The organism is Serratia sp. (in: enterobacteria) (assembly GCF_051654945.1).
Taxonomy (GTDB): Bacteria; Pseudomonadota; Gammaproteobacteria; order Enterobacterales; family Enterobacteriaceae; genus Chania.
Window position 1 is genome coordinate 359,170 of the sequence record NZ_JBOFZA010000072.1, and the last position, 19,675, is coordinate 378,844.

At 53.6% G+C, this 19,675-nt stretch carries 19 protein-coding genes; 14 read left to right on the top strand and 5 right to left on the bottom strand.

From position 1 onward, the window contains the following. Positions 1-411 precede the first annotated feature (411 nt). Positions 412-3,696, top strand: coding sequence for a ribonuclease E (gene rne / locus ACRDCA_RS12150; protein ID WP_438689731.1), 3,285 nt, complete (start codon positions 412-414; stop codon positions 3,694-3,696). A 60-nt stretch (positions 3,697-3,756) separates the two neighbouring features. Here rne and ACRDCA_RS12155 read toward each other — a convergent pair whose 3' ends face one another. Then, complete coding sequence (locus ACRDCA_RS12155) at positions 3,757-4,044, bottom strand: putative quinol monooxygenase (RefSeq protein ID WP_438689732.1); 288 nt, start codon at positions 4,042-4,044, stop codon at positions 3,757-3,759. A 340-nt stretch (positions 4,045-4,384) separates the two neighbouring features. On the opposite strand from ACRDCA_RS12155, the gene pyrC reads away from it, so the two are divergent. The 6 genes from pyrC to ACRDCA_RS12185 all read left to right on the top strand — a co-directional run bounded on the left by pyrC (position 4,385) and on the right by ACRDCA_RS12185 (position 8,738). Continuing rightward, the gene (gene pyrC, locus ACRDCA_RS12160; protein WP_438689733.1) at positions 4,385-5,434 is read left to right on the top strand and encodes a dihydroorotase; all 1,050 of its coding nucleotides are present in this window, start codon (positions 4,385-4,387) and stop codon (positions 5,432-5,434) included. Positions 5,435-5,508: 74 nt separating this feature from the next. Then, positions 5,509-5,748 (top strand): DNA damage-inducible protein I, encoded by a 240-nt coding sequence (dinI, locus tag ACRDCA_RS12165; RefSeq protein WP_025123282.1) that lies wholly within the window; start codon positions 5,509-5,511, stop codon positions 5,746-5,748. A gap of 134 nt (positions 5,749-5,882) precedes the next feature. Further along, entirely contained in the window at positions 5,883-6,161 is a 279-nt protein-coding gene (locus ACRDCA_RS12170) for a hypothetical protein (RefSeq protein WP_438689734.1), read from the top strand. Positions 6,162-6,372: 211 nt separating this feature from the next. Beyond that, complete coding sequence (gene bssS / locus ACRDCA_RS12175; protein ID WP_024485935.1) at positions 6,373-6,627, top strand: biofilm formation regulator BssS; 255 nt, start codon at positions 6,373-6,375, stop codon at positions 6,625-6,627. Between the two features lie 144 nt (positions 6,628-6,771). Continuing rightward, positions 6,772-7,884 carry an N-methyl-L-tryptophan oxidase gene (gene solA, locus ACRDCA_RS12180; RefSeq protein WP_438689735.1) on the top strand — a complete coding sequence of 371 codons (1,113 nt, stop codon included), beginning with the start codon at positions 6,772-6,774 and terminating at the stop codon, positions 7,882-7,884. Between the two features lie 215 nt (positions 7,885-8,099). Beyond that, a complete protein-coding gene (locus tag ACRDCA_RS12185; RefSeq protein WP_438689736.1) occupies positions 8,100-8,738 on the top strand; it encodes a helix-turn-helix transcriptional regulator in 639 nt (212 codons plus the stop codon). Between the two features lie 3 nt (positions 8,739-8,741). On the opposite strand, the gene ACRDCA_RS12190 is transcribed toward ACRDCA_RS12185, so the two are convergent. Beyond that, complete coding sequence (locus ACRDCA_RS12190; RefSeq protein ID WP_438689737.1) at positions 8,742-9,800, bottom strand: AI-2E family transporter; 1,059 nt, start codon at positions 9,798-9,800, stop codon at positions 8,742-8,744. A gap of 428 nt (positions 9,801-10,228) precedes the next feature. Between ACRDCA_RS12190 and ACRDCA_RS12195 the strand changes: the two genes are divergently transcribed. Together ACRDCA_RS12195 and ACRDCA_RS12200 are read left to right on the top strand one after the other, a co-directional pair. After that, on the top strand, positions 10,229-10,783 hold the full coding sequence (locus ACRDCA_RS12195) for a cytochrome b (RefSeq protein WP_438689738.1): 555 nt from the start codon (positions 10,229-10,231) through the stop codon (positions 10,781-10,783). A gap of 26 nt (positions 10,784-10,809) precedes the next feature. After that, the gene (locus tag ACRDCA_RS12200; protein ID WP_024486808.1) at positions 10,810-11,388 is read left to right on the top strand and encodes a YceI family protein; all 579 of its coding nucleotides are present in this window, start codon (positions 10,810-10,812) and stop codon (positions 11,386-11,388) included. A 49-nt stretch (positions 11,389-11,437) separates the two neighbouring features. Here ACRDCA_RS12200 and trhO read toward each other — a convergent pair whose 3' ends face one another. After that, positions 11,438-12,490, bottom strand: coding sequence for an oxygen-dependent tRNA uridine(34) hydroxylase TrhO (trhO, locus tag ACRDCA_RS12205; protein ID WP_438689739.1), 1,053 nt, complete (start codon positions 12,488-12,490; stop codon positions 11,438-11,440). 205 nt (positions 12,491-12,695) lie between these two features. On the opposite strand from trhO, the gene ACRDCA_RS12210 reads away from it, so the two are divergent. Next, positions 12,696-13,793: an NADH:flavin oxidoreductase/NADH oxidase gene (locus tag ACRDCA_RS12210; protein WP_438689740.1), complete on the top strand. Its 1,098-nt coding sequence runs from the start codon at positions 12,696-12,698 to the stop codon at positions 13,791-13,793. Between the two features lie 19 nt (positions 13,794-13,812). On the opposite strand, the gene ACRDCA_RS12215 is transcribed toward ACRDCA_RS12210, so the two are convergent. Beyond that, positions 13,813-13,974, bottom strand: coding sequence for a hypothetical protein (locus ACRDCA_RS12215; protein ID WP_025123291.1), 162 nt, complete (start codon positions 13,972-13,974; stop codon positions 13,813-13,815). Positions 13,975-14,281: 307 nt separating this feature from the next. On the opposite strand from ACRDCA_RS12215, the gene ACRDCA_RS12220 reads away from it, so the two are divergent. From ACRDCA_RS12220 to ACRDCA_RS12235, 4 genes are all read left to right on the top strand, one after another. Continuing rightward, positions 14,282-15,202 (top strand): Kdo(2)-lipid IV(A) acyltransferase, encoded by a 921-nt coding sequence (locus tag ACRDCA_RS12220; protein ID WP_438689741.1) that lies wholly within the window; start codon positions 14,282-14,284, stop codon positions 15,200-15,202. Between the two features lie 93 nt (positions 15,203-15,295). Continuing rightward, on the top strand, positions 15,296-15,580 hold the full coding sequence (locus ACRDCA_RS12225; RefSeq protein WP_438689742.1) for a YciI family protein: 285 nt from the start codon (positions 15,296-15,298) through the stop codon (positions 15,578-15,580). A gap of 200 nt (positions 15,581-15,780) precedes the next feature. After that, on the top strand, positions 15,781-17,016 hold the full coding sequence (gene mdtG, locus ACRDCA_RS12230; RefSeq protein ID WP_438689743.1) for a multidrug efflux MFS transporter MdtG: 1,236 nt from the start codon (positions 15,781-15,783) through the stop codon (positions 17,014-17,016). A gap of 477 nt (positions 17,017-17,493) precedes the next feature. Then, on the top strand, positions 17,494-19,047 hold the full coding sequence (locus tag ACRDCA_RS12235; protein WP_438689744.1) for a peptide MFS transporter: 1,554 nt from the start codon (positions 17,494-17,496) through the stop codon (positions 19,045-19,047). Between the two features lie 223 nt (positions 19,048-19,270). On the opposite strand, the gene ACRDCA_RS12240 is transcribed toward ACRDCA_RS12235, so the two are convergent. Then, positions 19,271-19,669 carry a VOC family protein gene (locus ACRDCA_RS12240; protein WP_438689745.1) on the bottom strand — a complete coding sequence of 133 codons (399 nt, stop codon included), beginning with the start codon at positions 19,667-19,669 and terminating at the stop codon, positions 19,271-19,273. Positions 19,670-19,675 lie beyond the last annotated feature (6 nt).

The following is a 19,675-nucleotide window of genomic DNA, read 5'->3' on the forward strand; positions in this document are numbered from 1 at the left end:
CAAAGTCACCTTGCTATAACGGTGTCAGCAATGGAATAATGCTGTAACTTTCCGTGCCGATCCCCTTGAAACAGGGAGAATTGCGGAATTATACAGTTTGTCTGGTGACACAAAAACGCAGCAATGGCGTAAGACGTAATGTGAAATCAAACAATTAGCGGGCTGCGGGTTGCAGCTTGGCCAGTAAACGGAATCAGCTCTGTCAACCAATTCCAGAGGCTATTCCCTGAGTGAAAAGCGCTGTGCTTCACAAAGAAACACAGGCTTACCGAGATAATGCGCCCCTATGCAGGCGACAACCGTGAGGTTGACGGCTTTGCGAGAAGACACGGGGTTTTCGGTTTTAGCCCGGCCATGAGGTTATTTTGCCCGCAGCTTTGTCGATAATGTAAAAAAAACGAGTAAGTTAAGATGAAAAGAATGTTGATTAACGCAACTCAGCAGGAAGAGTTGCGTGTTGCCCTTGTAGATGGACAGCGGCTGTACGATCTGGATATTGAAAGCCCTGGTCATGAGCAGAAAAAAGCGAATATTTACAAAGGCAAAATCACTCGTATTGAACCAAGTCTCGAAGCCGCATTTGTTGATTACGGCGCTGAACGACATGGTTTCCTCCCGCTAAAAGAAATCGCTCGCGAATACTTCCCAAGCAATTACTCCTCCCATGGTCGCCCGAACATCAAAGATGTGCTGCGTGAAGGCCAGGAAGTCATCGTTCAGGTAGATAAAGAAGAACGTGGTAATAAAGGCGCTGCCTTGACCACCTTCATCAGCCTGGCCGGTAGCTATCTGGTACTGATGCCGAACAATCCGCGTGCCGGTGGTATCTCCCGCCGTATCGAAGGTGACGACCGTACCGAACTGAAAGAAGCGCTCTCCTCGCTGCAATTGCCAGACGGCATGGGTCTGATTGTCCGCACCGCTGGCGTTGGCAAGTCTGCCGATGCGCTGCAATGGGACCTGTCATTCCGCCTCAAGCACTGGGAAGCGATTAAGAAAGCCGCCGAAGGCCGCCCTGCTCCGTTCCTGATCCACCAGGAAAGCAACGTGATCGTGCGAGCATTCCGCGACTACCTGCGCCCGGACATCGGCGAAATCCTGATCGACAACCCGAAGGTCCTCGATCTGGCCAAGGAACACATCGCTGCCCTGGGTCGCCCGGATTTCAGCAGCAAGATCAAACTCTACAGTGGCGAAATCCCGCTGTTCAGCCATTACCAGATCGAATCGCAGATCGAATCCGCGTTCCAACGTGAAGTGCGTCTGCCTTCCGGTGGCTCCATCGTGATCGACACCACCGAAGCGCTGACCGCTATCGACATCAACTCCGCGCGTGCAACCCGCGGTGGTGATATCGAAGAAACCGCATTCAATACCAACCTGGAAGCCGCGGATGAGATTGCTCGTCAATTACGTCTGCGCGACCTGGGTGGCCTGATCGTTATCGACTTTATCGATATGACCCCGGTGCGCCACCAGCGTGAAGTGGAAAACCGTCTGCGCGACGCCGTCCGTCAGGATCGTGCCCGCATTCAGATTGGCCGTATTTCCCGCTTCGGCCTGTTGGAAATGTCCCGTCAGCGCCTCAGCCCGTCACTGGGTGAGTCCAGCCATCACGTGTGCCCACGCTGTACCGGTACCGGCACCATCCGTGATAACGAATCGCTGGCGCTGTCTATTCTGCGCCTGATCGAAGAAGAAGCGCTGAAAGAGAACACCAAAGAAGTTCACGCCATCGTGCCGGTTCAGGTTGCTTCCTACCTGCTGAACGAGAAGCGTGATTCCGTCAGTGCGATCGAAAAGCGTCAGGGTGGCGTGAAAGCCATCATCGTGCCAAACGATCAGATGCAAACTCCGCATTACTCCGTGCTGCGCGTTCGTAAGGGTGAAGAAACACCTACCCTGAGCTACCTGCTGCCGAAGCTGCATGAAGAAGAAATGGCTCAACCGCAGGAAGATGCGCCGATTGAGCGCAAGCGCGAGCAACCGGCCCTGGCCTCCTTCTCTCTGGCTCAAGATGCTCCACCGCAGGAAGAAGAAGCTGCCGTTAGCAAGCCTGCCGTTGCCGCCAAGCCAGCAACAGCACCTGCCGCAGCGGTTGAAGCCAAGCCTGGCCTGTTGAGCCGTCTGTTCGGTGGCCTGAAGTCACTGTTCGCCGGTGAAGAAACGCCAGTGGTAGCGGCTAAACCGGTCGAGGTTGAAAAAACCGAAGACAGCGACAACCGCCGCCAGGATCGTCGTGGCCAACGCCGCCAGGGCTCAGCCCGTAAAGGTGAACGTGGCGAGCGTAAAGATCGTGGTGAAGGCCGTGACAACCGTGAACGTGGCGAACGTGATAACCGCGAACCACGCGAAAATCGCGAGAACCGTGAACCACGTGAACCGCGCGAAAATCGTGACGATCAGCGCCGCAACAACCGCCGCAACGCACAGCAGCAGACTGCACCAGCGGTTGCCAACAGCGAAGTGCAGACTGAAGAAGCGGCCAAGGCACAGCGCGAAGATCAACAACAGCGTCGTGAGCAACGTGCCGAGCGTCAACGTCGTCGTCAGGAAGAGAAACGCCAGGCGCCGCAAGACGTCAAAGTGCCGGACACTGCTGAAGTTGTCGTTGCCAGCCATAGCAATGACGAAGATGAAGATCGTCATCAGCAACCGACCCAGCGTCGTCAACGCCGCCCACTCACGCAGAAGGTTCGCGTCCTGTCGGCGGAAGAAGAGCTGCATCGCGCCGCTGAAGAGCTGTTAGCGCCTAAAGCGCCGGTTGCCAAGGTAGAAGAAAGCCAGGCTCCAGCAGTGGCAGAAAGCGTGAAGCTGTTGCCACAAACCGTTGAGGCACAGTCTGACGAAGAAGCACAAGCTGACAACCGTGGTAACGGTGAGAACGGGATGCCACGTCGCTCTCGTCGTTCTCCGCGCCATCTGCGTGTCAGTGGTCAACGTCGTCGTCGCTATCGTGACGAGCGTTATCCAAACCAGTCGCCAATGCCGTTGGCCGGGGCTTTTGCCTCACCAGAAATGGCTTCAGGCAAAGTTTGGGTCAGCTACCCTGTAGCACATGCAGCAGCCTATGTGGAACATGAGGAAGCTCAAGCACCAGTGGCAAATGAAGCCGTTGCAGCACCAGTTGCGGTTGAAGTTGCTCCAGTGCAGCCAGCAATCGTCAACGAAGCGTCAAGCGTAGTTGAAGAAGACGTGGTACCGCAGGCAGTAGCAGCTGAACCAGTGGCTGTAGAAGCTCCTGTAGCAACAGCATCTGTTGAAGCCGAAGCTGACGTTGCCATTGTTGCCGAGCCGGTGGTGGAAACCGTAGCCGTTGAAGTTGTTGCTGAACCGGTTATTGAAGAGCCAGTGGCACAAGAGCCGGTTGTTGAAGCCGAAGTAGTTGCCGTAGCGGAACCTGTTGTTGCCGCAGTTGAGCCAGAGGTCATCCCAGCCCAGCCAGAGACAGCTCCTGAACCAGCACCTGTGCAGGCTACCCCGGTTGTCGCACAGCCGCAGCCAGCGCTGTACAAGCATATCGCTACCGCACCAATGACCAAAGCGCCAGCCCCGGATTACCAACCGGAAGCCGCTAAAGTCAGCGAGTGGCAGCGCCCTTCCTTCAACTTTGATGGCAAAGGCTCTGCAGGCGGTCACGCAGCGGCAAATCAGGCCACTGCGCCAGCAACCAAACCGCAGCCGGTTAACGACTAAGTTAATCCCTGCCATAAAAAAACCCGCCTGAATGGCGGGTTTTTTCTTACCACTGAAAACTCAGGCAATCTGTTTCAGTTTCTTGATGTCCAACACCTCAAGCTTGCCATCAATCTGACTGACAAATCGTTTGAAGTGTTCGGTCGCGTTGTGCTTCTCCAACGCTTCGCTGCTGGCCCAACGCTCAAAGAACACGAAGGTGCCTGGCTGGTCCATATCCCGGTGCAGATCGTACTGTAAGTTCCCCACCTCAAGACGGCTGGCCTCGATAATTTCATGTACCGCATCGCTGACGGCGTCGATGCTGTCAGGCTTGGCTTGCAAAGTGGCAATAACACGTACTTCCATTTTATTCTCCCATCTCGACAAAGTGCCCCTCACAAGTCTGGCCAGAGGGAACCGGTGTATCACGGTTACTATGCCGCCGTTGGCCAACTGATTTCAACTTGCCATTAACAAACAGATGCATCCAAAGCGTTTTCCGCTTATGCTTGCACCCCGGCGTGAAGAACCCAAATTATACCCGTCGCCTTTCAAGCTGCAGCGTTGTTACCTGCACTTACTCACCCCAGTCACTTACTAAAAGTAAGCTCCTGGGGATGAGTAAGCCTGTCGCCTAGCTGCAGCTCGAAATTCATAGGGTAACTTCACTTTTATTAAGATTTTTTGACCGCTGGAGCTCTGCACCATGACCGCACAACCCCAAGCCCTGAAAATCCGCCGCCCTGACGACTGGCACATCCATCTGCGTGACGATGCCATGCTGAAAACGGTTCTGCCCTATACCAGTCAGGTGTTTGGCCGGGCGATTGTGATGCCGAATCTGGCCCCACCGATCACCACCGTTGCTGCAGCACGCAGCTATCGTGAACGTATCCTGGCAGCCCTTCCCGCAGAACATAACTTCACGCCGTTGATGACCTGCTATCTGACAGATTCACTGGCTGCGGCGGAGCTGGTTAACGGGTTTGAGCAAGGCGTATTCACCGCCGCCAAACTGTATCCTGCCAATGCCACCACCAACTCCAGCCACGGCGTCAGCGATGTGACCGGAATTTATCCCCTGCTTGAGCAAATGCAGAAGATCGGTATGCCGCTGCTGATCCACGGCGAGGTCACCGATGCCAGCGTCGATATCTTCGATCGCGAGGCTCGCTTTATCGAACAGGTGATGGAGCCGGTACGCCGTCAGTTCCCGGAATTAAAAATCGTCTTCGAGCATATCACCACCCGCGAAGCGGCTCAGTACGTGCAGGAAGGCAATCGTTTCCTTGGCGCTACCATCACGCCACAGCACCTGATGTTTAACCGCAACCACATGCTGGTAGGCGGCATCCGGCCACATCTGTTCTGCTTGCCGATCCTCAAACGCAACATCCATCAGGAAGCGCTGCGCAACGCCGTTGCCAGTGGTTGTGACCGGTTCTTCCTGGGCACCGACTCGGCACCGCATGCCAGACACCGTAAAGAGAGCAGTTGCGGCTGTGCCGGGGTATTTAATGCGCCCAACGCCATGCCAGCCTACGCAACCGTGTTTGAGCAATTGGGCGCGCTTGAACATCTGGAAGCCTTCAGTTCGCTCAATGGCCCGCGCTTCTACGGCCTGCCAGTCAACCAGGACTTCATCACGCTGCAACGCCTACCGGTGACCCAGCCAGAGGAGATTGCCTTGGGTAGCGAAACCGTGGTGCCTTTCCTGGCCGGTGAACAGATCAACTGGTCGGTGACCGACTGCTAATTATTTTATCTCTGCTCTTGCCTCCGGCGAAAGTTAACTGTATAAATATCCAGTAGACAGTTCCGGGGGCAATTATGCGTGTTGAAGTCACTATAGATAAAACCAAACCACTGCCGCCGGGGGCTATCGAAGCCCTGACCGGCGAATTCAGTAAACGGGTGAATCGCCAGTTTCCTGACACTACCGTACAAATCCGTTACGCCGGTGCCAATGGCCTCTCCGTATTGGGCGGTGCCAAAACAGATAAAGACCTGATCGAGGAGATACTCCAGGAAACCTGGGAAAGTGCCGACGATTGGTTCAGTGCAGAATAATTCTGCAATGTAGTTGTTGCCGGGGGTCGCTCTCCGGCTTTTTTGTTTCTGGCGTAGCGCCCTTTTGCCTGGAAGAAACGGCACTTGTGGTCTGTAATGAGTAGACGACTTAAGATGCAACGGAGGTGTCAACCATGGTTCCGGACAAAGACAAGCCCGAAGAAGCGATGACCTTCGGCGAGCTGCTGGCCCTGATCGCCGATCAAAAACGGCGGCTGAGCGTGCTTGAAGTGGCTTTCTCCTATTTATCCTTTGGCCTGAATGACAAAGCCAACCAGTTGCTGATCCACAGCCTGAAACTGGAAGCACAGAATCAGAACCGCGATCCTGAAATGCAAAAACATTTCGCCCATCTGGCTGCCGAATTGGAAAGCCACGCGCAGGTTACACTTCCTCCAGCGTCTGAAGAATAATATCTGTCACGGGCGCAGCAGCGCCCCTGCGGTAGATTAAAAACCCCGCTAGCCGATTAATTGTGCAAACAAATATTTATTTTCAATTATCAGCAGGAAAACACCCCACGCCAGATCCTGGATGCGTATACTGTAAAAGCTCACTGTAAAGATGAGACGCATTGATCCTCGTTAGTAACTCCAGCTAGTCACTACTTGATAAGGGGTCTTTATGGACAGAAATGATGAAGTAATACAGACACATCCGCTTGTTGGCTGGGATATCAGTACCGTCGATGTTTATGATGCCATGATGATTCGCCTTCATTACCTGTCTTCACTAGACCAAACTGCCGAAGAAGCGCAAGTCGATCGGACGCTTTGGCTAACTACCGATGTTGCCCGCCAATTGATCAATATTCTAGAGGCCGGCATCGCCAAGATTGAATCAACGGATTACTTAGACCTTGATCGCAGAAAACATTAATCCCATCACCCTCACCCACTAAGGCGTCGGCAATTATCCGGCGCCTTTTCTTTTGCCTGGCCCGAATCGGTTCCAGGTGCATTAGCGCCGCCAAACTCTTATCATATCCCCCATCAGCGACACATCAGAGAAAGGATATGGCACGTGGAATATGACTTGATCATCGTGGGTAGCGGCTCAGTTGGCGCTGCTGCAGGCTATTATGCGACGGCGGCGGGCCTTAAGGTCTTAATGATTGACAGCGCTTTCCCCCCGCATCGTCAGGGCAGCCACCACGGCGACACCCGTATCATCCGCCATGCCTACGGCGAAGGTGAAAAATATGTGCCGTTTCTGCTGCGCGCCCAGGCGCTGTGGAACGGCTTAGAACACAAAAGCGGTGAAAAACTGTTTCACCCCTGTGGCGTGCTCACCCTGGGGCCGCAAGAAAGTGAATTCGTCACTACAGCACAGCGCAGTGCAAAAAACTTTAACCTCAATACCCAGCTACTGAGCGCGGAACAGATCCAGCAGCGCTGGCAAGAGTTCACCGCTCCTGCGGGTTATGTCGGCCTGTTCGAACCGGATGCGGGAATACTGCGTTCGGAACTGATCGTTGCCAGCTATATCAAACTGGCCAGAGAAGCAGGCTGCGCCCAGTTGTTTAATTGCCCGGTCACCGCTATTGAGCCAATCGAACAAGGGGTTGAGGTCGTGACACCTGAGGGGCGCTACCAAGGGCGTAAAGCCGTGGTCTGCGTGGGAACCTGGGTCAAAAATCTGTTACCCCAGCTCCCCATCACGCCGCTACGTAAGGTGTTTTCCTGGTATCAGGCCGATGGTCGTTACAGTGAAAACAACCGCTTCCCGGCTTTTTCCGTTGAAGCACCAGATGGCTGCCACTACTACGGTTTCCCGTCCGAGAATGACGGACTAAAACTCGGTAAACACGATGGCGGACAACCGATGGAGACACCGGAACAACGCAAGCCGTTCGGCGCTCTGGCCAGTGACGGCACCGAGGTATTCGGTTTTCTGCGCCACTTCCTGCCGGGGCTGGGCGTCTGCCTGCATGGTGAGGCCTGTAGCTATGATATGAGCCCGGATGAAGACTTTATCATCGACACCCTGCCAGATTGCCAACGGCTGATGGTAATCACTGGCCTGAGCGGCCATGGGTTTAAATTTGCCAGCGTGCTGGGTGAAATCGCCGCGCTATTTGCGCAGGATAAGCCCTCCACGCTGGATATCACGCCCTTCAGCCTGCAGCGTTTCTGACCGTTTAATCCCCTGTTCGCACCGCGCAAGCCACCGGCAGGGGAACTCCTCAACCAGATAAACACTCTAATCCACTGATATTGCTAATTAATAATCTATAGACGGAAATAACGTCCTAAAGTCTCTGGATTTCCGAATTGATCCCACAACCGGGTACGGCCTATTTTACATAATTGTGCTTTAGCCCGTTTTGTATCTTCAACAAGGACGTCACTATGAAACTACTCGTTGTGGACGAATGCTGTTTCACACGTGTCGGCATAGCCAGTCACTTTACTGACAACCCGTTTGCGTCAGTGAAATGCAGCCCAGACATCGACACCGCGCTCCCTCTACTGGCCAGTTTCAAACCCAGCCATATTCTGGTTAATCTGACCAACTACTGCCGCTATACGACAGATAATCAGTTGCTTTCAGCGTTTATCTCGTCGGCCAGGCATGCAATGCTGCATATTTATCTGGATGTTCCTTATCCTTACTGTGAAAGCCCGCAGCGTATTGCCAGCAATACCTTTTTATTCAATAAAGCCGTATTACCCGATGCGCTAACGACGCTGAGTAGCAACCCGAGTGTGCTAATGAAGGATCAGGAAGCTCATTCGCTTTTCAGCCCGCAAGAATTGACGGTAATGCGTTATTGGATGTCCGAGATGCCGAATTATCGCATCGCCAAGAAATTGCAGATCAGTTCCCATACGGTGTATGTACATAAACGCCATATCACCGAGAAAATCCACGTGCGTAACCGGCTGGAATTTTATTCGCTGTATAACATACTGCGCTATTTCTATCCGCCAGAACCCACCTTTAGCCCGGTGAGCTCTGCTTCGTTAACCATGTTGGCCGCCATGTAACTGTTACTTCGGCGGTGTTTCCGCTATTTGTCGCCCATCACCGAGGATCATGGCCACCTTGCGCCCTCCATCCATATTTTCCAACGTGATGCGCGCGATAATGGTCAAAGGGACGGATAACAGCATCCCCACCGGCCCCATCAGCCAGCCCCAGAAGATCAGGGAAAGGAATACCACCAGCGTAGAAAGCCCCAGCCCACGCCCCATGATCCGTGGTTCCAGGATATTACCGATAATCAGGTTGATCAGAATGTAGCCCGCAGCCACCACGGCCGCATCGGCAAAGCCGTTAAACAGCAATGCCTGGATCAACGGCGGTATAGCGGCAATGATCGAGCCAATATTAGGTACATAGTTAAACATAAACGCCATCATGCCCCAGATAAAGGCAAAGCGAACGCCAACCCAACTGAGGAAACCCCAGACAATCAGGCCGGTTGCCAGGCTGATGGCGGTCTTGATCACCAGATAGTGGGTTACCCCTTGCAAGGCTCTGCGGATAGTGGCCATGCCTTCGGTAGGATTATCCAGCGCCTGCTGCAGCTTGTACGGCAATACCTTCACCTCAAACAGCATAAACACCACCGTCATCAACAGCAGGAAGATACTGGTCATCGCGCCAGAGAGATGGGTTAACAAGCGGGTCACCAGATTCATGGTGGCGCCAGGATCGACGTATTTAACCACCGCATCCGCCGAGAAGGTAATATCCAGATTCAGGCGTTGCGCCTGATATTGCAGTTCGTTCAGCTTCTCATGCATCATGCCACTATACTGCGGTAATGAGCGCGCAAACTCGTTCAACGAAGAAGCCAGCATGCCGACCAGGGTCAACAACAGCACCACGATGGCGACGACCAACAGCGTCACGCCCAACGCTCTGGGCACCCGGCAGCGCTCCAGTAAAAGCACCAATGGGTTTAACACGATGGCGAGGAACACTGCCAGCAGGAACGGCACCACAATGTCTGCCGCCGCCTTGACCCCAGCCAGGATCACCACCAGCATGGCCAGCATCATGATCAAACGTAGCTTGCGGTCATTGAAATCGGGTACGCCCATGTCATTTCCTTGAGTAAAACAGGCCCCCATGAGCCGCCAATGAATACATGTTAGCAAATAATTCTGTGCTGGCGCAGGCATATTGCCGTCAAGCTGCTGATGGAATTAAATTAATTCGCCAGGTAACGGTGTTAAAATAATCACCGCTAGTCGTTATTCAATTATTTTCCAGGGTTTGCCGACGTATTTACGAAAAATGACAAAAGCTGACAATTAACCATTAAGTCGATAATTTTCAATTGGCCAGCGTTTAGCCAACGGCGGCAAAAAAAAGCGCTCTCCAACGATTCCTTTGACCAACTTGCCGCAACTCAAACAAATCTACTGATTAATATTTTTATGAAGTAACATAGTTAAATTTATTATTGATTTATGTTTCTTAAAGTTTAAATATTGCTGCCGGTAAATGCGCAATGTAAGGAAAGCTGATGCTCTGGAAAAATACCGCCGACCGCTTTGGTCACGTTTCTGTGCTGATCCACTGGTTGGTGGCGCTGGCCGTTTACGGCATGTTCGCCCTAGGCTTATGGATGGTCACCCTGGGTTATTACGACGTTTGGTATCACCAGGCGCCGGAGATCCACAAAAGTATTGGCACGCTGCTGTTTATCGTGATGGTGGTGCGAGTGGTTTGGCGTTTTATCTCACCGCCACCCAAGCCTCTGGCAAGCTATGGGCGTCTTACGCGTATTAGTGCCACCCTCGCCCATATTGCACTCTACACCGTGTTGTTCGCCATCCTGATCAGCGGCTACCTGATTTCTACTGCCGATGGTCAGGCCATCAGCGTGTTTGGCTGGTTCGACGTACCGGCCACCTTGACCGGTTTGCCTCAGCAAGCCGATACCGCCGGGACTATCCATCTTTATCTGGCTTGGGCCGTCGTGGTGCTTTCGGTACTGCACGCCCTGGCTGCGCTTAAACATCACTTTGTTGATGGTGATGTAACTTTGAAACGGATGCTGGGTCGCAGCACCGATTAACCCCTTGGATTTATGGAGTTATTGCTATGTTGAAGAAAACCGTATTAGGTCTGGCCGCAGGCGCCCTGCTGTTAAACGCCGGTTCTGCCCTGGCTGCCAACTACAAGATTGACAAACAAGGCCAGCACGCCTTTATCGAATTCCGCATCCAGCACCTGGGCTACAGCTGGATTTACGGCACCTTCAAAGATTTTGACGGTGGCTTTACCTTCGATGAAAAAGATCCGGCTAACGATAAAGTCAACGTGACCATCAACACCGCCAGCGTTGACACCAACCACGCCGAGCGTGACAAGCACCTGCGCAGCGCCGATTTCCTGAACGTTGAAAAGAACAAGCAGGCCACCTTTACCTCTACCGAAGTGAAGAAAGACGGTGAAGGCTATGCCGTAGTCGGCAACCTGACGCTGAACGGCGTGACCAAGCCGGTTACGCTGGCTGCCAAGCTGGTTGGCGAAGGTAAGGATCCATGGGGCGGTTACCGCGCCGGTTTCGAAGCCAACGGTAAAATCAAACTGAAAGACTTTGGCATCACCACCGATCTCGGCCCGGCGTCCCAGGAAGTTGAGTTGATCATCTCCGTGGAAGGCGTACGCGAGAAGTAATAAAAAGGGCGCTGAAAATTCAGCGCCCTTTTCTATTGCCTGCAACCCCCTACTCTTTCGGTTCCGGGATATGCATGGTGGTTTGCAACAGCCCTTTGGATTTATTGAAGATCTTCACGCCATTCTCGCGGCCAGCCCGGCGGGCTCGCTGTTCCTCACGCGGCAATTTCAGCTCTTCACGGCAGGTTTCACTGCAACAGCCCGCAAACTTCTCGGCACAGCTCGGGCACTGGATAAACAGCAGATGGCAGCCGTCGTTCAGGCAGTTGGTATGGGTATCACAAGGTACGCCGCACTGATGACAGTTGGCGATCACGTCCTCTGAGATACGTTCCCCCATGCGCTCGTCAAACACAAAGTTCTTGCCGATAAACTTCAGTGGCAGCCCCTGCGCTTTAGCCTTGCGGGCATATTCGATAATACCGCCTTCCACGTGATAGACGTTTTTGAAGCCATTATGCAGCATGTAGGCGCTGGCTTTCTCACAACGGATCCCACCGGTACAGTACATGACGATATTCTTGTCTTTCTGCTCCTGTAGCATCTCCACTGCCATCGGCAACTGATCGCGGAACGTATCGGAAGGCACTTCGATCGCCTTCTCAAAGTGCCCAACCTCATATTCATAATGGTTGCGCATATCGACGAATACCGTGTTCGGGTCGTCAATCATCTGGTTGACGCGATCGGCCTGTAAATATTCGCCCACGTTGGCTGGGTTGAAGGTTTCATCTTCAATCCCGTCGGCCACAATGCGTTCGCGCACCTTCAGGCGCAGCACCCAAAAGGATTTGCCATCGTCTTCCAGCGCAATATTCAGGCGTACCTGATCCAGAGCCGGGTGGGATGCAAACAGCGCGGTTTTGAACGCATCGAAATGACTCTGCGGCACGCTGATCTGCGCATTGATACCCTCTTTGGCCACGTAGATACGGCCAAATACCTTCAGCTTATCGAACTGAATATACAGGCTATCGCGAAAGGCCTTGGGGTCGTCAATGGTGAAGTATTTATAAAAAGAAACTGTGGTGCGTGGCTCGGTTTCAGCCAGCATACGCGCCTTCAGTTCCTCATTAGAAATTCGGTTATGTAACACTGGCATGGTGTACTTTCCTGTCTTTCGGGAGGTGACTGATTGAGTGCCCACGGGCCGTAAGCCCGCGCGCGGCGCACATAATACCCGAAAATAGGCTGCAACACAGCATTAACCCGGCGGTAATGATTTCCGCACAAAGCTTGACGTTATTGGCAAATACCGATAAGCCTAATGCCAGTCGTACCACCGAATTTTAAGCCATGAGGAAATTATGAGCCAGCTGTTTACGCCGATCACCCTGGGGCTACTGAAGTTGCCTAACCGCATTATTATCGCCCCGATGTGCCAGTATTCTGCCGACCACGGCAAAGCCACCGAATGGCATACCATGCATCTCGGCCATCTGTCGCTTTCCGGGGCAGGTTTGCTGATTGTGGAAGCCACTGCGGTTTCACCGGAAGGACGGATTTCCCCAGGGGATCTGGGCCTGTGGGACGATGAAACCGAGCAGGCACTTGCCGATGTGGTACAGGCGGTAAAAAAACACGCCACCATGCCACTGGGGATCCAATTGGGACACGCTGGCCGTAAAGCATCTTGCGCCCTTCCCTGGCAAGGCGGCGCACAGCTGGCCAACGGTGAGGGCGGCTGGCAAACGTTGTCTGCCTCTGCCCAGCCTTTTAACCCTTTGGATGAAGCTCCCCAGGCCATGAGCCTGGAGCAGATTGAACAGTTGAAGGCACAGTTTGTCGCAGCGGCGCAGCGTGCCGACCGTCTAGGCTTTGACCTCATCGAACTGCACGGAGCACATGGTTATCTGTTGCATCAGTTCCTGTCGCCGCTGGCCAATCAGCGTACCGATCAATACGGCGGGAACCTGCAAAATCGTATGCGATTGTTGCTGGAAATTTTCAGCGAGGTGCGGGCGGTGTTCCCTGCCCACAAAGCGCTTGGCGTGCGCATCTCCGCCAGCGATTGGGTTGAGGGAGGCTGGGATGAACAGCAGTCCGTTGAGCTGACCAGTGCGTTAAAAGAACTGGGCTGCGATTACATTCATATTTCCAGCGGCGGCCTGTCACCGCAGCAAAAAATCCCGGTGGGGCCAAACTATCAGGTGCCGTTTGCCGAAACTATCAAACATAAAGTGGGGATGCCAACCATCGCCGTGGGGTTGATCACCGAGCCAGAACAGGCGGAAGCGATCGTCGCCACCGGCCAGGCCGATATGGTCGCGCTGGCACGCGGTATTCTCTACAACCCGCGTTGGCCGTGGCATGCTGCCGCAAAACTGGGTGCCAAGGTGCAGGCTCCACCACAGTATTGGCGCTCAGAACCGCACAGGGTAAAAGGATTGTTTAAAGATCAGTGATACAGCAGCAAGCGGGTGCTCAGCGCCCGCTTGACCACTCCGTAGCCCCGGAAATAATCGCCCCCGCCAACAGTCCGCTTCCCGCTACGGCCAGCAAAGGATTGTACTGCAAATATGCCCCAAGACAGCCGAGTAACCCGCCAATCACCAGCAGCCCAGCGCTTAACCATGACGCCAACATCGTCACCTCCCGAATCTATAATCGATTGAAATGTCGCTCGAAAGAGAGTCCCCAGCCACCGTTTCTGGCGAAAAAACCGGCACTCGCACGCAGTTTACAAGCAAAAATGGTGTTTTAATGCGGTGAATTTTCCTGTTACATAAGAAAAATGTCACAATACGCTATTATAAACGGCAGAAAACCTTTGCATAGACCGATTTGTTCAAGCCACGGGCTGAGTCTGATTACCTCTCGTCACGCTGATACCCAGTGTCTATGCAAGAACCCTGTTATTACTGTTAAATGACTGCTTCTAAGCTGAGAACCCATGACGCAAGTTCCTTCTTTCAATCGATCTTTACTGCATCCCCGCTACTGGCTCACCTGGTTTGGCATCGGCTTACTTTACCTGCTGGTGCTGCTGCCGTACCCGATTATTTATCGCTTAGGTACCGGGTTAGGCCGGTTTTCAATGCGTTTTCTCAAACGCCGCCTTGCGATAACGCAGCGTAACCTGGAACTGTGTTTTCCGACTATGCCAAAAGCCGAACGTGATGCGTTGATTGCCAAGAACTTTGAATCCGTGGGGATGGGGCTGTTTGAAACCGGTATGGCCTGGTTCTGGCCCAACTGGCGTATCGAGCGTTGGTTCAGCGTCAGCGGTCTGGAACACATTCAAAAGGCCAAGGACAATCATCAAGGGGTGCTGCTGATCGGTCTGCACTTCCTGACACTGGAGTTGGGGGCACGGATTTTTGGTATTCACAATCCGGGGATCGGCGTCTACCGGCCACACGATAACAAGCTGATGGACTGGCTACAGACCTGGGGCCGCATGCGCTCTAACAAATCGATGCTGGATCGTAAAGACGTCAAGGGGATGATCCGCGCCCTGAAACAGGGTGAGATCATCTGGTACGCACCGGATCATGATTACGGCCCACGTGCCAGCGTGTTTGCCCCGCTGTTTGCGGTGGAAAAAGCCGCCACCACCACCGGCAGCTATGTGCTGGTGCGCATGGGGAAACCGGCGATCATCCCGTTTACCCCACGCCGCCTACCTGGAGGCAAAGGCTATGAGCTTATCATGCAGCCAGCGGTGGAAAACTTCCCGCTGGATAACGAAGTCGAAGCCGCAGCCTTTATGAACAAGGTGGTAGAAAAAGAGATCCTGATGGCACCGGATCAATATATGTGGCTGCACCGCCGCTTCAAGACCCGCCCGGAAGGCGAGCCTTCGCTTTATTGACTGATATTGGACAGGTCTGGCGGGTTCGCAACCGCCTTGAAAAAGCGTCCAAACGATGTGATGTTAAGGACTTACCAGCAAAGGAGTCACTCTATGTATATCGTCAGCCTGACCTACCACCGTCCGATTGAAGAAGTAGAAAGCCATCTCGACGGGCATATCGCCTGGTTGAAGCAGTACTTTCAAACCGGCAGCTTTATTGCCTCTGGCCGTAAGCAGCCACGTACCGGTGGCGTGATCCTGGTGAAAGACATGGAGCGTACCCGGTTGGATGCCATCCTGGCAGAAGATCCCTTCGTCGACGTAGCCCATTATGAGGTGACAAACGTCGCCCTCACTACCGCCAGCGCTGGATTCGAAGCCTTGATCGGTGCCTGAAACATCTCGTTCCCGCGTCGCCCGATGCGGGAATAATTGTCATTATCCTTTTTAAAACTTTATTTCATTTTCACTAAAATTCGCACAACTGCTCAATTGATAACCTGCGTTATTAAGCGCATACTTACCAGGCTAACTTTTTTTGCTTTGCGCTATTATCCTTTGCGATCGTAAAGCCCCTCTTCCCCGCACGGAAACCTATGGCCCCGGTAGCAGAACCTATCAATTGGCAACGTAACCTGTTCGTCACCTGGCTTGGCTGCTTTCTGACCGGTGCGGCTTTTAGCCTGATCATGCCATTCTTGCCGCTGTACGTTGAAGCCCTTGGCGTTACCGGCCATCAATCGCTGAATATGTGGTCCGGCCTGGTGTTCAGTATCACCTTCCTGTTCTCCGCTATTGCCTCACCGTTCTGGGGCAGCCTGGCCGATCGCCGTGGGCGTAAGCTGATGTTGCTACGTTCTGCTCTGGGGATGGCGATTGTGATGGTGCTGATGGGCATGGCGCAGAACATCTGGCAGTTTCTGGCTCTGCGTGCGGTGCTGGGGTTGCTCGGCGGCTTTATTCCCAATGCCAATGCGCTGATTGCCACCCAGGTGCCGCGTCATCGCAGCGGCTGGGCGCTAGGTACCCTGTCAACTGGCGGCGTCAGCGGCGCCCTGATTGGCCCATTGATTGGCGGCTTGCTGGCTGACCAGTATGGGCTGCGGCCAGTGTTCTTCATCACGGCCACGGTGCTGTTTATCTGTTTCCTGCTGACGCTGTTGTGCGTGCGGGAACAGTTCACCCCGGTGCAGAAAAAAGACATGCTGCATGCGCGCCAGGTATTTGCCTCGCTCAAAAGCCCCAAGCTGATCCTCAGTCTGTTTATCACCACCATGATCATCCAGATCGCTACCGGTTCGATTGCCCCCATTCTGACGCTTTACGTGCGTGAACTGGCGGGTAATATCAGCAACCTGGCGTTCGTCAGCGGTTTGATTGCCTCGGTGCCCGGCGTTGCCGCCTTGATGAGCGCCCCTCGGCTGGGGAAATTGGGTGACAGGATCGGCCCGGAACGCATTCTGGTGTTTATGCTGGTGGTGTCCGTGCTGTTGCTGATCCCGATGGCCTTTGTGCAGACTCCGTGGCAGCTCGGCGTATTACGCTTCCTGCTCGGCGCTGCCGATGGCGCACTGCTGCCTGCGGTGCAAACCCTGCTGATCTATAACTGCACCAATCAGGTAGCCGGACGAATATTCAGCTATAACCAATCTTTCCGTGATATCGGCAACGTCAGCGGGCCCCTGCTCGGAGCCGCCGTTTCTGCCAGTTATGGATTCCGCGCGGTATTCTGCATGACGGCACTGGTGGTGTTATTTAACGCGTTTTATTCCTGGTGGTGTCTGCAACGGCGCCCGGCCAGGATGCGTGAAGATACGTTGCAGGAGGAGTAATAGCGTTATTTATCGCCACTTGCTGCGCTAAATATTCCCCAAGCCCCATTTCCCTTATTTTTATTACTGTTATCCCCCCGGCGGAGCTCGGCATCAATCGCTAAGAATAATATTATTAACACGCTGTTTTTAAACAGCAAAATCATATTCAGAGCAATAAACCAGCTGTCAATAAAAATAACGACTTAACCAACAGAAAAACCAATAAAGTAGATGTTTGTCGACTTTTCGTCTAAAAAATGGGATACAGGTACTAGACAAAACCACCATTCAGTTATCAAATGGTTAAATAATATCACGCCAGAAGTAAAACTCTGACCAAGTGAATAAAATGGCCTGCATGTATTTCACGCTTAATAGGCGCTGCGGCTGAGGTTTTGTCAGGTAATCCACATCAGCGGGATTACCTCGCTTACAGACACAGACATATCACAGTATCTGCTGCCATCGCGCAGCACATTATATTGGGAAGACTTTATGCAATCCTCTGTTGATCAGAAAGAAAGCCGGACGTTCCTCGGCCATCCATATCCGCTCCGCTCGCTGTTCTTCACTGAAATGTGGGAGCGTTTCTCGTTTTATGGCATTCGCCCGTTACTGATCCTGTTTATGGCCGCCACGGTTTATGACGGCGGGATGGGGTTGGCGCGCGAAAATGCTTCGGCAATCGTCGGTATCTTTGCTGGCAGCATGTATTTGGCGGCGCTGCCCGGTGGCTGGTTGGCCGATAACTGGCTCGGCCAGCAAAAGGCCGTTTGGTACGGCTCAATCCTGATCGCTCTGGGCCACCTGTCGATCGCCCTGTCCGCTTTTATGGGCAACGACCTGTTCTTCGTCGGCCTGATGTTTATCGTGCTCGGGTCCGGCCTGTTCAAAACCTGTATCTCGGTGATGGTTGGTACCCTGTACAAGAAAGGCGATGCGCGTCGTGACGGTGGCTTCTCGCTGTTCTACATGGGCATCAACATGGGCTCCTTTATTGCACCGCTGATTTCCGGCTGGCTGATCCGTTCACACGGCTGGCACTGGGGCTTCGGTATCGGTGGTATCGGGATGTTGGTAGCGCTGGTTATCTTCCGGGTGTTTGCCGTACCGGCCATGAAGCGCTATGACAGCGAAGTGGGCCTGGACTCTACCTGGAATAGCCCGGTTGCCAAGAAAAATGGCGTGGGTGCCTGGTTGATTGCGCTGGCCGTGGGCGTTGCCGCGATTGTCGTGATGATCTCCCAAGGCATCATCGTGATTAACCCGGTCGCCGTTGCCAGCATGCTGGTCTACGTTATCGCCGCCTCGGTCACGCTGTACTTTATCTACCTGTTCTTCTTTGCCGGCCTGAGCCGCAAAGAGCGTGCTCGTCTGCTGGTGTGCTTTATCCTGCTGATTTCTGCCGCCTTCTTCTGGTCGGCCTTCGAGCAGAAACCGACCTCGTTCAACCTGTTCGCCAACGATTACACCAACCGTATGATCGGCGACTTTGAAATCCCGGCGGTCTGGTTCCAATCGATTAACGCCTTGTTCATTATCCTGTTGGCGCCTATCTTCAGTTGGGCCTGGCCAGCTCTGGCTCGCAACAAAATACGCCTGAGCAGCATCACCAAATTCGTCATCGGTATTCTGTTTGCCGCTGCGGGCTTTGGCCTGATGATGCTGGCTGCGCAGCAGGTGTTGGGCAACGGTGGGGCTGGCGTGTCGCCGATGTGGCTGGTAGGCAGTATCCTGATGCTGACGCTGGGTGAGCTGTGCCTGAGCCCGATTGGCCTGGCAACCATGACGTTACTGGCACCGGATAGAATGCGTGGCCAGATGATGGGCCTGTGGTTCTGTGCCAGCGCGCTGGGTAACCTGGCCGCAGGCTTGATCGGTGGCCACGTGAAAGCGGATCAGTTGGACATGCTGCCAACCCTGTTCGCCCGCTGCTCGATTGCGCTGGTGATCTGTGCTGCCGTGCTTATCCTGCTGATCGTGCCAATCCGCCGCATGCTGGAAAACACCCAGGGTAAAAGCGGTGACAAACCGGCAACGCACGCCTGATAAACTCTGAATGAGTTACCTAAAGCCAGTGCCTAGCGCTGGCTTTTTTTATGCGCGCGATAGCAAATGCCCCCTCACCCTAACCCTCTCCCCCAGGAGAGGGAACCGAGCGAGCTACCACTTGGCTACGGTATTCGTCCTCTGCATTCCCAGTTACAGATCGACTCGACACCTGAACACAGCTCCGTACCGGCCCCCTCGCCTTTTGGGAGGGTTGGGGGATTTACACCTGCCAGGCGCGAGCTTGCAACACCACGCGATAACCATCCAGATCTTCGAACGTTTGTCCATGAACATCCCAGTAAGGGTTATAAGCCGGTACAAGTTGGAAGCCACTGGCTAGCATCTGATCGCACCCTCTTCGCCAACTCGCGATTTCTGGCAGATAAAACACCAGCAGGTTGTCCTGCGTTGGCGCGCGCCCAACCCGCACACCACGATGATGGGTAAATTCCAGATGATAAGCATGATGCGGATGACCAAGCATAATCCCATCAAAACCCTGATGATCCTCAAACGCCCCCAGTTGCTCAAATCCCAGACCCTGGCAATACATTTCGGCAATCGTAGTCAAATGGTCGGTGGGCCGGGCAATCCGTAACACCGCGTTGGCAACATCCATATATCC